This window comes from Streptomyces sp. 1-11, assembly GCF_007176755.1.
GTDB lineage: Bacteria > Actinomycetota > Actinomycetes > Streptomycetales > Streptomycetaceae > Streptomyces.
The window spans coordinates 447,558-461,482 of record NZ_BJTV01000004.1; the positions used below are offsets into that span (position 1 = coordinate 447,558).

The following is a 13,925-nucleotide window of genomic DNA, read 5'->3' on the forward strand; positions in this document are numbered from 1 at the left end:
CAGCAGCCGTCCGCCGAGAACTCCCGGCGGGCGGCTGTCCCCGTCCCTCTCCCCTGTCTCGGAGTCATCATGTCCTCCAGTGGTTCCCCGCCCCCGTCCGGCCGGCTCGGTACCGGGCACATCCTCTTCCTGATCGTCGCCGCCGCCGCCCCGCTGTCCGCCATGGTCGGCACCGTCCCGCTCGCGTTCGCCTTCGGTGACGGGGCCGGTGTGCCGGCCGCGTTCCTGTTCGCCGGGGTCACCCTGCTGTGCTTCTCGGTGGGGTACGCGGTCAGCGCCCGCCGCACCGGCGGCTCCGGCGGCTTCTACGCCTCCGTCGCCGACGGACTCGGCCGCCCGCCCGCGGTCGCCGCCGGCTACGTCGCCCTGCTCTCCTACAACTGCGCCACCATCGGCCTGGCGGGCGCCCTCGGCTACTTCACCCAGCTGGTGCTCGCCGCACACGGGCTGACCGTGTCGTGGCAGTGGTGCGCGGCCGTCGGGCTGGTGCTGATGGCGGTGCTCGGCTACCGGGAGATCGCGCTCAGCGCCCGGGTGCTGGCCCTGCTGATGCTCGGCGAGATCGGGGTGCTGGCCGCGCTGGACGTCGCGATCCTCGTCCGGCACGGACTGCACGCGCTGCCCACCGCGTCCTTCTCCCCGCACACCGCCGCCGGACACGGCGTCGGCGTGTCGCTGATGTTCGCGTTCGTCTCCTTCATCGGCTTCGAGTCGGCCGCGCTCTACGGCAAGGAGGCGAAGGACCCGCGGCGCAGCGTGCCGCGCGCCACCTATGTGGCCGTCGTGCTGATCGCCGGCTTCTACGCGCTCACCAGCTGGCTGGCGGTCGGCGCGGTCGGCAGCGACCGGGTGCGCGAGGTCGCGGGCAAGCAGATGGGCGACCTGTTCTTCGTCCTCGGTGACGACTTCCTCGGCAAGGCGGGCAGCACCGGGCTGCAGATCCTGCTGTGCACCAGCCTGTTCGCGGCGACGCTGGCCCTGCACAGCGCCGCCGGACGGTACGCCCAGGTGCTCGCCGCGGACGGCCTGCTGCCGGGCGCGCTGGCCGCGGAGCACTCCCGGTACCGCTCCCCGCACCGGGCCAGCCTCGCGCAGAGCGCGCTGACCGCGGTGGTCGTGGCCGGCTTCGCCGTCGCCGGGCTCGACCCGTACGCCGACCTGACGACCAGCATGCTCGGCCTCGGCACCCTGGGCATCGTCGCCCTGCAGGCGCTGGCCGCGCTGTCCGTGCTCGGGCTGCGGCTGCGCACCGGCGGCGGGCACTGGTGGCGGGAGACCGTCGCCCCGCTGCTGGGATTCGCCGGCCTGGCCGCCTCGGTGTGGCTGGTGGTCGGCAACTTCGACATGCTCACCGGCTCCCCCTCCGCGGTGATCGCCGCGCTGCCCTGGCTGCTGCCGCTGGTCGCCGCGGGCGGCCTGCTGTACGCAGCCCGGCTGCGTTCGGCGCACCCGGCGCGCTACCGCCTGCTCGGCACCCGGCACACCGCCGCCCCCGCCCCGGCCCCCTCCCCCGTCCTGTCAGGAGACCGTCATGCACGATCCCAGTGAGCTGATCGAGGCCGGCGAGGACGCCGTACGGCGCCTGGCCCGCCGCCGCCACGACCTCGACCTGGACGCCCTCACCGCCGCGCTGCGCGCCCGCTCGGCCGCGCAGTCGGAGGTGACCCGGCTGCGCACCGAGCTGAACCGCACCGCCAAGGCCCGCCGTTCGGGCCCGCCCACGGAAGCCGAGAAGGAGGCCGCCCGCGCGCTGCGGGCCGAGGTCCAGCGGGCCGAGGCCACCGCGCGTACCGCGGCCGCCGGGCTGACCGAGCTGCTGCTCGGCATCCCCAACCTGCCCCTGGACGCCGTACCGGACGGCGACTCGGAGAAGGAGGCGGTGGAGGTGCGGCGCGGCGGTCCGGCGCCGCGTCCGGCGGCCGGCGCCCGGCACCACGCCGAGATCGGCGAGGCGCTCGGCATCCTGGACTCCGCCGCGGCGGCCCGGCTGTCCGGCGCCCGGTTCGCCGTCGCGCACGGCGCCGGCGCGCGCCTGGAGCGGGCCCTCGGCGACTTCTTCCTCGACCTGCACACCGGCGAGCACGGCTACACCGAGCAGTCGGTGCCGTTCCTGGTCAACCGGGACACCATGACCGGCACCGGGCAGCTCCCCAAGTTCGAGGAGGACCTGTTCCGCACGAAGGTCGCGGACCGGGAGCTGTTCCTGATCCCGACCGCCGAGGTGCCGCTGACCAACCTGGTGGCCGGGCAGCTCCTGGACGCGCGCACGCTGCCGTACGCCTTCACCGCCCGCACCCCCTGCTTCCGCGCGGAGGCCGGGGCGTACGGCCGGGACACCCGGGGCGTGCTGCGGCTGCACCAGTTCGAGAAGGTGGAGCTGGTGCGGATCTGCGCGCCGGAACAGGCGCAGGAGCAGCTGGAGCTGATGGTGGGGCACGCCGAGGAGTGCCTGCGCCGGCTGGAGCTGTCCTTCCGCACGGTCCTGCTGCCGGCGGGCGACATGGGCTTCTCGGCCCGGATGACGTACGACATCGAGGTGTGGCTGCCCGGCGGCGGCGCGTACCGGGAGATCTCCTCGGTGTCGGACTGCGGCACCTTCCAGGCCCGCCGCGCCGACATCCGGGTGAAGCGCGCGGACGGCCGCAAGACGCCGGCGGCCACGCTGAACGGCTCGGCGCTGCCGATCGGGCGGACGGTGGCCGCGCTGCTGGAGCAGGGCGTGCGCGACGACGGCTCCGTGGTGCTGCCCGAGGCGCTGGTGCCGTACACCGGCTTCCGGCGGATCCTGCCGGGCGGCGCCACCGAGTAGGGCCTGGTGCGCCCTGCCGGCCCCGGAGGCACGCGAAGGGGGCGGGAGCCGAGGTCCATCCCTCGGCTCCCGCCCCCTTTGCGGTGCGTTCAGGCGCCCATCATGTGCACCCCGCCGTCCACGTGCACGATCTCGCCCGTGGTCCGCGGGAAGAAGTCCGACAGCAGCGCGACCACCCCGCGTGCGGCCGGCTCGGGGTCAGTGAGGTCCCAGCCCGCCGGGGCGCGGTGGGTGGTCCACACGTCGGCCAGTTCCGCGAAGCCCGGGATGGACTTGGCGGCCATGGAGCGCAGCGGCCCGGCGGCCACGAGGTTGCAGCGGACGCCGCGGCCCCCGAGGTCCCGGGCCAGGTAGCGGCTGGTGGACTCGAGGGCGGCCTTGGCGACGCCCATCCAGTCGTAGTGCGGCCAGGCGACGGCCGCGTCGAAGGTGAGCCCGACGACCGAGCCGCCGCGCCGTTCGAGCAGCGGCAGGCAGGCCGTGGTCAGCGACTTCAGGGAGTACGCCGAGACCTGCACGGCCGTCGACACGTCATCCCAGGTGCCGTCGAGGAAGGAGAAGGCGCCCTGGGGGCCGTAGGCGATGGAGTGCACGACGCCGTCGAGGGAGTCGGTGTGCTCGCCGATCCGCTCGGCGAGGCTGTCCAGGTGTCCCTGGTCGGTGACGTCCAGCTCGATGACGGGTGCGGGCTTGGGGAGCCTGCTCGCGAACCGCTCGATCAGGGAGAGCCTGCCGAAGCCGGTCAGCAGGACCTCGGCGCCCTCCTCCTGCGCGATACGGGCCACGTGGAAGGCGATGGAGGCGTCCGTGACGACGCCGGTGACCAGGATCCGCTTGCCGGCGAGGATGCCGCTCATGCCACCGACACCCCCTTCGGGAGCGCGCCGACCAGCGGCGAGTCGTGGTCCTGGGGGCCGAGGGCGGCGCCCCCGCCGGGCGAGCCGATACCGGCGAAGAAGGCGGCGTTGGACGCCGCGTGGTCCTCGCCCCACTCCTCGGGCAGGTCGTCCTGGAAGTAGATGGCGTCGACCGGGCAGACCGGTTCGCAGGCTCCGCAGTCGACGCATTCCTCGGGATGGATGTACAGGGCGCGGCGGCCCTCGTAGATGCAGTCCACGGGGCACTCCTCGACGCAGGAGCGGTCCTTGACGTCGACGCAGGGCAGTCCGATGACGTAGGCCATGCTCAACTCCTCGGATTGACGGACAGGTTCACTTGACCGGCACGCCGGTGGTGCGCTCGCCGAGGGTCAGCACGGTGACGGCGAGGACGGCCATGGCGGCGGCGATGACACTGAACAGGGCGCCCGCGCCGTGCCCCTCCAGGACCGGCAGCAGCACGAACGGCAGTGCGGCGGCGCTGAGTTTGGACAGCGAGTAGGCGGCGCCCGACGCGCTGGCGCGGATCTCGGTGGGGTACTGCTCGGACAGGTAGACATGGCTGACGCTGGAGAAGACGTTGCTGAACAGGGTGTAGGCGAACCCGCAGGCCACGATGGCCGCGGCGGAGCCTGCGTAGGCGAAGCCGAGTCCGGCCACGACCATCGCGCCCGCCGAGAGGGCGACCAGGGTGCGCCGCTCCAGGCGGTCCACCACGGGCAGGACGAGCGCGGAGCCCACCGGATAGCCGAGGAAGGACAGCGCGGTGAAGCCGAGTCCGGCGACGATGCCGTAGCCCTTGGCGGCGACGATCTGCGGGGCGAGGGTGCCGAAGCCGTAGTAGCCGACGACCGACAGCACGCAGAACAGCCACAGCACGAGGGTCCGGCGGAGCATGCCGGGGCGCAGCACGTCCCGCAGCCGGGAGTTCCCGGCGGCCGGCTCCGGTCCGGCCGGCGCGGGCTCCTCCAGGACCAGTCCGCGCCCCGCGGCCTCCGCCTCCATCCGGGAGACCAGCCGGTCCGCCTCGTCGGTCCGGCCGGCCGCGGCCAGCCAGCGCGGGGACTCGATGAGCTGCCGGCGCAGCACCCACACGACGGCCGAGCCGAGCGCGCCGAGCACGAACAGCCAGCGCCAGCCGGCCACGCCCAGCGGGGTCAGCGGCACCAGCCACAGGGCGGCGAAGCCCACCGCGGGCACTCCGCAGAAGGCGAGGGTGTAGGCCCAGGCGATGAACCGGCCGCGCTTGCGCGCCGGCAGGACGTCGGCCAGGTAGCAGTCGGACAGGGCCTGCTCGGCGCCGATGCCGACACCGGCCAGGAAGCGGGTGACGATCAGCCAGGTGGCGTTCGGGGAGAACGCGCCGAGCAGCGAGAAGACGGAGTAGATGGCGAGGTTGATCAGGAAGGCCCGGCGCCGGCCGAACCGGTCCGCGATCCGGCCGAGCGTCAGGGATCCGATGAACTGGCCGACGAACACGGAGGCCAGGACGAGTTTGAGCGAGGTCGCGCCGAAGGCGAAGTCGCTCTGCAGCACCTTGGCGATGGTGCCCGAGAGGTTGTTCTCGAAGGTGTCGAAGAACAGGCCGATGCCGATGACCGCGGTGAGTCTGCGGTGCAGGGGAGTGATCGGCATGCGGTCCAGGCGGGCACCGATCGGGGCGGGAGCGGTGACGTCACCCACCGCCGCGGTGGTCTGGGACATGGGGCTGGCTCCTTAGGAGACTCCTGGGGACGGGTGGTGCGTCGCTCCCGGGAAGGGAACCGCCCGGGCCGCCGACGGGCCCGGGCGTGCGGCCCGGGGGCCGGGGCGTGGGGGAAGGGATGTGGGGGTGTGCGCGTGGGGGAAGTGGGGGGTGGGCGGGGGTCGCCGGCCGGGATCAGGCCGCTTCCATCGCCCGGCGCCGGATCTGCTCCTCCACGTCGCCGCGCCGCACCGGTGCGCTGACCTCGTGCAGGAAGGAGGCGACCTCGCGGTACGAGGCCCAGAACCCGACCTCGTGGTAGGGCACTCCGCGCTCGGCGCAGTAGGCCATGGTCAGCTCCCGGGCGCGCCCCAGGTTCTTCTGCGGCATCGCCGGGAACAGGTGGTGCTCGACCTGGTAGTTGAGCCCGCCGTAGAGGAAGTCGACCAGCCAGTTGGGCCGGATGTTGCGGGAGGTGAGGACCTGGCGCTCCAGCCAGTCCAGGGTCTCCGCCTCGCCGTCGCGCACCTGCATGCCCTTGTGGTTCGGGGCGAAGATCATTCCGAAGTAGACGCCCAGGGCGGCGTGCTGGACCACGATGAAGGCGACCGCGAGCGCCGGGGACAGGACGGTGAAGGCGAGACCGAGGTAGACGGCGGTGCGCAGCACGATCAGGAAGGTCTCCAGCGCGGGCCGCTTGGTCTTGCCCTGGACGATGGACAGGACGGCCGTCCTGAGCATCTTGAAGCCCTCGAGCACGAGCAGCACGAAGAACAGCACGCTCTGGTAGCGCACGACGAACTTCTGGGTGCCCGTGCGGGTCGGGTACTGCTTGATGTCGAAGATGGCGGTGCGCCGGCCGATGTCCGGGTCCATGTCCAGGTGGTTGGGGTTGCTGTGGTGCCGGTTGTGGTGGTTGACCCACCAGCCGTAGCTGACCCCGTTGACCAGGTTGGCGTGGACGTATCCGACCGCGGAGGCGGCCTTCTTGCTGCGGAACATCGCCTTGTGGCCGGCGTCGTGCCACATGAACGCCGACTGGCCGCCGCACAGGCCCATCCACACGGCCGTGAGGAGCTGCCACCAGGAGTCGCCCAGCTCGAAGAAGGCGGCGAACCCGATCAGCAGCAGGACGGTGTTGAGGGCCAGCCTGCCCACGTAGTACCGGGGGTCGAGGTCCAGCAGCCCCTCGGCCTTGACCCGTTTGAGCAGCTCGGCGAAGGTCGCCGAGGCACCGGTGCGCTGTCCGGCGCCGGCGCCTCCACCGGCGGCCAGGGCCGCGGCTTCTTGTATGTGCGGACGCTGCATGCGTTGCTCTCCTTGGGAGAAGTGCCCGGATCGGGCGGCGGCGCCGCTGCCCCGCGGACCTGCGGGCGCCGCGAGTCGACAAGGCTCCCGCGTGGGTCACCGTCGCGGGATGGGCCCTGTCGCCGTACTCCCGGCGTCCGCCCGGAGGACGGCGGCAGGGCCCCGCTTCGCCCGGCGGGCCCGGCGACGGGAGCACAGTGCGGTACTCCCGGTCCGGACCGCCGGGCGAACGTGTGTCCAGCGTTCCGTGGAGCGCTGATGTGGCACTGATACCGGTCTGACCGGGTGTGCGCCGGCGTCCGCCGGCGCGCCCGGCGCCGGCTCAGGCGGCCGCCTCGGCGCGCAGCCGCTCGTCGAGGGCGCGGACGGCCGCGTCGGCGGCCTCGGCGACCGACTCGTCGTCGGGTGCGCCGATGACGGCCATCAGCTGCTCGACCGTGGCGTGCTGGAGTTCTTCGGTGGACCGGCTCATCTCGGTGTCCTCTCGTCGTTCGCGGTGGCGGGTCAGAAGGCGTTGCAGGCGCGGAAGACGTGCGCGAAGCCGGGCAGCGAGGCCTGCGGCCCGTCGAAGGCGACGTACTCCGGGATCAGCAGGTCCGGGGCCCACTTCTGCTTGTACGAGAGCTGGGTCTGCGCCGGGTAGAGGGCGGCGCCCTCGGCCCACAGGGCGTGCATCAGCCACTGGAACGCCGGGCTGTGGCCGTCGAGTTCGTGGCTCGCGTCCAGGCCGGTGAACGGCGTGAAGCCGAAGTGCAGCCACTCGACGCCCTCGGCCCTGAACACCTCGATGGCGTGCGCGTTGATGGCCTCCATCAGGCCCGGGGATCCCTCGGGGATCCGGCGGCTGAGGTCGTGCATCCAGCCCGCCCGGCTGCCGTACACCGGCGAGTACGAGATGTACGCGACCGGTGCGCCGTCGATGGTGCCGACGAACAGCCGGCGGTGCGCCTGGGCCTCGCCGCCGATCTGGCCGACGAGGAACTCCAGTTGCTGGGCGCCGCCCTTGGAGCCGAGCCAGGCCTGGTCGATGGTGGCGATGGCGTCGGCCACGTCGCCGGCGTCGACCTCCTGGATCTGCAGGCCGTTGCGCAGCGCGCGGGAGATCTTGTTGCGCAGCTGCATGAACTTGGTGCCGCGCAGGGTGAACTCGCCGAGGCTCACCGCCCAGGACGCGCCGACCTGGTTGACGGTGAAGCCGAGCTCGGCGTAGCGCTCGGCGTCGGCGCGCTGGAGCTGGATGCCGACGAGCCGCAGGCCCTCGTCGCGGACGTGGCCGCGGAAGGCGTCGAGCAGGGTGCCGTAGTCCTCCCCGGCGGCGAAGGGGCCGCCGAGCTGGACGGCCCAGCTGCCGGTGCGGCGGTACACGATGACACCGTCCGCGCCCGGGACGGTGAACGTACTGTTTCCGCTGTTGAGGGCGAGGAACGCACTCGGGTTCTCACTTGCCGTGTGCGCGCGGACGGCGTCCAGAACAGGGTTGTCCGTGACGGTCTCGGTGGTGGTGGCGGTCATTCCCGTACCCCTTTCGGGAGCGTTTTCCATCGAAAGGAGTACAGCACCGAGAGGACGTCCGAGAAAAGGGCCGAAAGGAATTCATTGCCTGCGTCAGAGGCGTGTCAGCATTCCGTCAGCCCAGGGTGCCAATGTTGTTCCCGTGAACGGCACGGGAAACCGGGCCGGAAACACGGAGAGGTGCCCGGAGTGGCTGATCGGGGACCTGGAGCACGCCTCGAGGTCGGGCCGGCGACGGCCTGCGCAGGTTCGAATCCTGCCCTCTCCGCCGAGTCCGGAATTCCGCACGGGGTAATGAAGAAATCGCCGATCCGGCACGCCGATCGATTTCACCCCCGTCCGGTGCCGCGCCAATGGCGGCACGGCACCGGACGCCCCTGAACCGCCGGCCGCCCCCCGTCCCGGCGGAGCAACCGCCCCGGCGGGACGTCCAGGAAGCAGACGCCCGCCGGGGCGCGGCGCGTTGCAGCACCCGGTTCTTTTCACCGCAGCACCACCCCAGAAAGAAACAACCTTCGCCAGGAATTTTCACCAAAGGGGGGAAGACATGCTGAGGTTCTCCGTTCTCGGCGCCCTGCAGATACTCACCGCCGAAGGCCCGGCGGACATCTCCGGTGATCTGCAGCGCACGCTGGTGCAGACGCTGCTGGTCAGCGAGGGCCAGCCGGTGACCGGTGAGGGGCTGGCCGAGGAGATGTGGGGGGACGCCGTCCCCGACAACCAGGCCAACGCCCTCCAGGCCCACGTCAGCCGGCTGCGCCGCAGGCTGCGCGAACTGGAGCCGGACCGCCCGTCCTCCCGGCTGACGATGCACCCCTCCGGCTACCGGCTGAGCGTCGGCGAGGGCGAACTGGACGCGGCCGAGTTCATCAGGGCCGTACGCCTGGCCGAGTCGGCCACCGCGGCCGACGCGGCGCGCACCGCGCGGCTGCTCGCCGACGCGCTCGGCATGTGGCGCGGCCCGGTCTTCGGCGGGTTCACCGGCGGAACCCTGTGCCAGCTCGCGGGCGCCCGCTACGAGGAGTACCGGATGCGCGCCATGGAACTGCGCTTCGACGCCGAACTGCGGCTCGGCCGCCATGCCGCGGTCCTCGCCGAACTGGCCGAGGCGCACACCAACCACCCCCTGCGGGAGCGGTTCTGCGAGCAGCTCATGGTCGCCCTGTACGGCTCCGGGCGGCAGGCGGACGCGCTCGACGTCTTCCACCGGATGCGCCGTCACCTCGACGACGAACTCGGCATCCAGCCCTCCCCCGCCCTGCGCCGCGTCGAGCACGCGATCCTCTCCCACGACCCCGCCCTGACCGGCGGCGCCCGCCTCCAGCCGGTCTGACGCGTCCGCGCCGCCGCGTAAGCGGCCCGTCAGTCCCCGGTCAGCCCGCATTGCCACGCTCGACGGGCGAGTGGAATCACGGAACCACCACGCCCCTACCCACGGAGGGGGAGACATGAGGTCCCAGGTCGAGGAACTGGCCGGCATACGCGAGCGCGTGCTCGCCGGCCCGAGCGAGAAGGCGACCGCCGCCCAGAAGGCCAAGGGCAAGCTCACCGTGCGCGAGCGGATCGGCCTGCTGCTCGACGAGGGCTCCTTCCAGGAGGTGGAGCCGCTGCGCCGGCACCGGGCGAGCGGGTTCGGCCTGGAGGCCAAGAAGCCCTACACCGACGGCGTCGTCACCGGCTGGGGCACGGTGGAGGGCCGTACGGTCTTCGTCTACGCCCACGACTTCCGGATCTTCGGCGGCGCGCTGGGCGAGGCCCACGCCGCCAAGATCCACAAGATCATGGACATGGCCATCGCGGCCGGCGCGCCCCTGGTCTCCCTCAACGACGGCGCCGGCGCCCGCATCCAGGAGGGCGTCACCGCCCTCGCCGGATACGGCGGCATCTTCCAGCGCAACACCAAGGCCAGCGGTGTCATCCCGCAGATCTCCGTGATGCTCGGCCCCTGCGCGGGCGGCGCCGCCTACAGCCCGGCGCTCACCGACTTCGTCTTCATGGTCCGCGAGACCTCGCAGATGTTCATCACCGGCCCGGACGTCGTCAAGGCGGTCACCGGCGAGGAGATCACCCAGAACGGGCTCGGCGGCGCCGACGTGCACGCCGAGACCTCCGGCGTCTGCCACTTCGCCTACGACGACGAGGAGACCTGCCTGGAGGAGGTGCGCTACCTGCTCTCCCTCCTGCCGCGCAACAACCGCGAGAACCCGCCCGCCGCGCCGTGCGACGATCCGGCCGGGCGGCGCTGCGAGAGCCTCGCCGACCTGGTGCCCGCCGACGGCAACCGCCCGTACGACATGACCAGGGTCATCGAGGAGCTCGTCGACGACGGCGAGTACCTGGAGGTGCACCAGCGCTGGGCGCGCAACATCATCTGCGCGCTGGCCCGGATGGACGGCCAGGTGGTCGGGATCGTGGCCAACCAGCCGCAGACCCTGGCGGGCGTGCTGGACATCGAAGCGTCCGAGAAGGCCGCCCGCTTCGTGCAGATGTGCGACGCGTTCAGCATCCCGATCGTCACCCTGCTGGACGTACCCGGCTTCCTCCCCGGCGTCGACCAGGAGCACGGTGGAATCATCCGGCACGGCGCGAAGCTGCTGTACGCCTACTGCGACGCCACCGTGCCGAGGATCTCGCTGATCCTGCGCAAGGCCTACGGAGGTGCCTACATCGTGATGGACTCCCAGTCGATCGGCGCCGACCTCACCTACGCCTGGCCCACCAACGAGATCGCCGTGATGGGCGCCGAGGGCGCGGCCAACGTCATCTTCCGCCGCCGGATCGCCGAGGCCGACGACCCCGAGGCGATGCGGGCGGAGCTGGTCAAGGAGTACAGGGCCGAGCTGATGCACCCCTACTACGCGGCCGAACGAGGCCTGGTCGACGACGTGATCGACCCCGCCGACACCCGCCGCGTCCTGATCGGCGCGCTGGCGATGCTGCGCACCAAACACGCCGAGCGCCCCGCCCGCAAGCACGGCAACCCGCCCCAGTGACGGAGGTCCCATGAACGCGTCCCCCACTCCCCCCATCCGCGTCGAGAAGGGCCAGGCCACCGACGAGGAGCTGGCCGCCCTCGCGGTGCTGCTGCTCAGCCGCACCGCCCTGGCCGGGGCCGGCACCGAGCCGGGCTCCCCGGGCACCACCTCCTGGCGCCCGCACGCCTACCACGCCCCGCACAGCTGGCAGCGCGCCTGATCCGGGCGACCGCCGAGTCCCCCCGGCGGCCCGGCGCGTCCGGGCCCCCGGGGCCGGGCTCAGTCCTCGACGAGACTGACCTCCTGCTGCCGGACGGCGTGGAAGTACGGCACCGGCACCAGACCCGAGGGGCGCAGCTCCAGCAGGGTCGCCTCCACGTGCGCCGCGCCGGCCTCGAGCGGTCCGGCGCCGGCCCCGCGTGCGGCCTTCCCCGTCCTGTGCGAACCCTTCCCGGCCGCGGGCAAGGCCTTGTCGGCCTTCCGGGCCTTCGCGGCCTTCTGGGCCGTGTCGGCCTTACGGGCCTTCGCGGCGTCCTCGCCGGACCCGTGTGACGCCCGCGCGGCGCCGGCGGAAGTCCTCCCGGCCCCGTCCGCCAGCTTCCCGGACCCGGCGGACGTCTTCTTCGCCCCGGGCGAAGCGGTCCCGGTCATGACGGCCCCCCGACCGGTGCCGGCCGCCTCCGTGCCGGGCTTCCCGGAGTTCGACCAGTGGTGCTCGGCTCCGTCGCACACGGCCTCGCTGCCGCCGATGGCGTACCTGACGTCCGGGTCGCCCTGGGTGACGGAGGAGCTGACGAACACCGGCCCGCTGCTGCCGGCGCAGCGGTAGGTGCCGGTGAGGGTGATCGTGCCGTCGGCGGCGATGCGGCCGGTGGCGTCGACGGTGAGGCGCTCCGACGGGGCGGCGCCGGCGGCCGGCGCGGCGACGGCGCACAGCAGGGCCGCGGCGCCGAGGCCGGCGGCGAGGGCGGGGCGTCTGGGCATGGGGGGACCTCCCGGTCACGGGGTGTGGGGGTTCCACTCGTACCCGCCGCTCCCAGGGCCCTGAGTGACCGTCACCCCATCGGTGGCGCGTCCCCCGGCAGCACCGCGAACCCGTCCAGCTCCACCAGCGCCCGCTCGTCCCACAGGCGTACCACCTGGACGACCGCCATCGCCGGGTAGTCGCGGCCCGCCGACTCCCGCCAGACGCGGCCCAGCCAGCGGGCGTCGGCGCGGTAGCCGGCCACGTCGGTGGTGTAGACGGTGACCCGGGCGAGGTCGGCGGGGGTGCCGCCGGCCGCGCGCAGGGCGGTGAGCAGATTGGCGAGCGCCTTCTCGAACTGCTCGACGAGCGTGTCGCCGGTGACCTCGCCGTCGGCGTCGAGGGCGGTCTGGCCGGCCAGGAACACCACCCGGGTGCCCGTCGCGACGACGGCGTGCGAGAAACCCGTGGGGGGCGACAGCTCGGGCGGGTTGACGCGTTCGGTGCTCACCGGTCCTCCCCCTGCCCGGGCCGCGCGGCGTACAGCTCCTTGGCGATGATGCCCCGCTGGACCTCGCTGGCGCCCTCGTAGATCCGCGGCGCGCGCACCTCGCGGTAGAGGTGTTCCAGCAGGTGGCCGCGGCGCAGCGCGCGGGCGCCGTGGAGCTGGACGGCGGTGTCGACGACGTACTGCGCGGTCTCGGTGGCCAGCAGCTTGGCCATCGCGGACCGTCCCGGCACATCGGGGGCGCCCTCGTCGTAGGCGCTCGCCGCCGCGTACACCATCAGCCGGGCCGCCTCGGTACGCAGGGCCATCTCGGCGACCTGGTGGGCGACCGCCTGGAGGTCGCGCAGCCTGCCGCCGAACGCCTCGCGCTCACGGGTGTGTTCGAGCGTGGCGTCGAGCGCCGCCTGCGCCATGCCGACCGCGAACGCGCCCACGCTGGGCCGGAACAGGTTGAGGGTGCCCATGGCGACGGCGAAGCCGCGGTCGGGCTCGCCGAGCACGTCGTCCGCGGTGACGGGCACGGCGTCCAGGTGGAGGGCTCCGATGGGGTGCGGCGAGAGCATCTCCAGCGCGGAGCCGGTGAGGCCGGGCCGGTCGGCGGGGAGCAGGAAGGCGGTCACCCCGCGGGCTCCGGCACGGGGCGTGGTGCGGGCGAAGACGGTGTAGAAGTCGGCCTCGGGGGCGTTGGAGATCCAGCACTTCTCGCCGGTGAGCCGCCAGCCGGAGCCGCGGTCGGGTTCGGCCGTGAGCGACAGGGCGGCCGCGTCGGACCCGGCCCCCGGCTCGCTCAGCGCGAACGCGGCCACCGCGCTGCCGTCGGCCACCCGCGGCAGCCAGCGCTCGCGCTGGGCGGCGGTGCCGTGGGCGTGCACCGGGTGGGCGCCCAGCCCCTGCAGGGCGAGGGCGGTCTCGGCCTCGGTGCAGGCCTGCGCCAGCGACTCGCGCATCAGGCACAGGTCCAGGGCGCCGGCGGTGAACAGTCTGGCGAGCAGGCCGAGCCGTCCGAGTTCGGCGAGCAGGGCCCGGTCGACCCGGCCCGGCTCCCCCTTCCGCGCGATCGGGCGCAGCCGTTCGGCGGCCAGGGCGCGCAGCTCGGCGCGCCAGGCGGTGCGCTCCGGTCCGAGTGAGAATGCGGGCACTGCCGGTCCTCCCTCCGGGGCGGGCCGGCGGTGGCCCTCCCGTCCTCCGCCGACGGTATCGCGCACAGTTGACTGTCGTCACCAACACGATACGCTCCAGAGGCGAGCGCAGTCAGGACGCCCGTCTCGACGCCGTCAGGCAAGGGGG

At 73.1% G+C, this 13,925-nt stretch carries 14 protein-coding genes and 1 tRNA gene; 6 read left to right on the forward strand and 9 right to left on the reverse strand.

Going from position 1 to position 13,925, the window contains the following annotated elements:
* Positions 1-69: 69 nt before the first annotated feature.
* Both TNCT1_RS11570 and serS read left to right on the forward strand, forming a co-directional pair.
* Positions 70-1,548: an APC family permease gene (locus tag TNCT1_RS11570; protein WP_143630785.1), complete on the forward strand. Its 1,479-nt coding sequence runs from the start codon at positions 70-72 to the stop codon at positions 1,546-1,548.
* Positions 1,532-2,809, forward strand: coding sequence for a serine--tRNA ligase (serS, locus tag TNCT1_RS11575; protein WP_143630786.1), 1,278 nt, complete (start codon positions 1,532-1,534; stop codon positions 2,807-2,809). The genes TNCT1_RS11570 and serS overlap by 17 nt, the downstream gene beginning before the upstream one ends.
* A gap of 89 nt (positions 2,810-2,898) precedes the next feature.
* Here the strand turns inward: serS and fabI are convergent, their stop codons facing one another.
* From fabI to TNCT1_RS11600, 6 genes are all read right to left on the reverse strand, one after another.
* Entirely contained in the window at positions 2,899-3,666 is a 768-nt protein-coding gene (gene fabI / locus TNCT1_RS11580; protein ID WP_143630787.1) for an enoyl-ACP reductase FabI, read from the reverse strand.
* Positions 3,663-3,992, reverse strand: a complete 330-nt coding sequence (gene fdxA, locus TNCT1_RS11585) for a ferredoxin (protein WP_143630788.1) — start codon at positions 3,990-3,992, stop codon at positions 3,663-3,665. Before fdxA ends, fabI begins: the two co-directional genes overlap by 4 nt.
* Positions 3,993-4,020: 28 nt before the next feature.
* Entirely contained in the window at positions 4,021-5,391 is a 1,371-nt protein-coding gene (locus TNCT1_RS11590; RefSeq protein WP_143630789.1) for an MFS transporter, read from the reverse strand.
* 175 nt (positions 5,392-5,566) lie between these two features.
* Positions 5,567-6,679: an acyl-CoA desaturase gene (locus TNCT1_RS11595; RefSeq protein ID WP_143630790.1), complete on the reverse strand. Its 1,113-nt coding sequence runs from the start codon at positions 6,677-6,679 to the stop codon at positions 5,567-5,569.
* 322 nt (positions 6,680-7,001) lie between these two features.
* The gene (locus TNCT1_RS35815) at positions 7,002-7,151 is read right to left on the reverse strand and encodes a hypothetical protein (protein ID WP_174266240.1); all 150 of its coding nucleotides are present in this window, start codon (positions 7,149-7,151) and stop codon (positions 7,002-7,004) included.
* Between the two features lie 32 nt (positions 7,152-7,183).
* Complete coding sequence (locus TNCT1_RS11600; RefSeq protein WP_143630791.1) at positions 7,184-8,191, reverse strand: DUF2156 domain-containing protein; 1,008 nt, start codon at positions 8,189-8,191, stop codon at positions 7,184-7,186.
* A 174-nt stretch (positions 8,192-8,365) separates the two neighbouring features.
* Between TNCT1_RS11600 and TNCT1_RS35530 the strand changes: the two genes are divergently transcribed.
* From TNCT1_RS35530 to TNCT1_RS11615, 4 genes are all read left to right on the forward strand, one after another.
* Positions 8,366-8,459 (forward strand) — tRNA-OTHER (locus tag TNCT1_RS35530).
* 279 nt (positions 8,460-8,738) lie between these two features.
* Positions 8,739-9,524, forward strand: coding sequence for a BTAD domain-containing putative transcriptional regulator (locus tag TNCT1_RS11605; RefSeq protein WP_143630792.1), 786 nt, complete (start codon positions 8,739-8,741; stop codon positions 9,522-9,524).
* Between the two features lie 115 nt (positions 9,525-9,639).
* A complete protein-coding gene (locus TNCT1_RS11610) occupies positions 9,640-11,184 on the forward strand; it encodes an acyl-CoA carboxylase subunit beta (protein WP_143630793.1) in 1,545 nt (514 codons plus the stop codon).
* A 10-nt stretch (positions 11,185-11,194) separates the two neighbouring features.
* Positions 11,195-11,386, forward strand: coding sequence for an acyl-CoA carboxylase epsilon subunit (locus tag TNCT1_RS11615; RefSeq protein WP_143630794.1), 192 nt, complete (start codon positions 11,195-11,197; stop codon positions 11,384-11,386).
* Between the two features lie 59 nt (positions 11,387-11,445).
* Here TNCT1_RS11615 and TNCT1_RS36805 read toward each other — a convergent pair whose 3' ends face one another.
* From TNCT1_RS36805 to TNCT1_RS11630, 3 genes are all read right to left on the reverse strand, one after another.
* Positions 11,446-12,150, reverse strand: coding sequence for a DUF6299 family protein (locus TNCT1_RS36805; RefSeq protein ID WP_216856610.1), 705 nt, complete (start codon positions 12,148-12,150; stop codon positions 11,446-11,448).
* A gap of 71 nt (positions 12,151-12,221) precedes the next feature.
* The gene (locus tag TNCT1_RS11625; RefSeq protein ID WP_143630795.1) at positions 12,222-12,641 is read right to left on the reverse strand and encodes a RidA family protein; all 420 of its coding nucleotides are present in this window, start codon (positions 12,639-12,641) and stop codon (positions 12,222-12,224) included.
* The gene (locus TNCT1_RS11630; protein WP_143630796.1) at positions 12,638-13,777 is read right to left on the reverse strand and encodes an acyl-CoA dehydrogenase family protein; all 1,140 of its coding nucleotides are present in this window, start codon (positions 13,775-13,777) and stop codon (positions 12,638-12,640) included. The genes TNCT1_RS11625 and TNCT1_RS11630 overlap by 4 nt, the downstream gene beginning before the upstream one ends.
* Between the last annotated feature and the right edge of the window lie 148 nt (positions 13,778-13,925).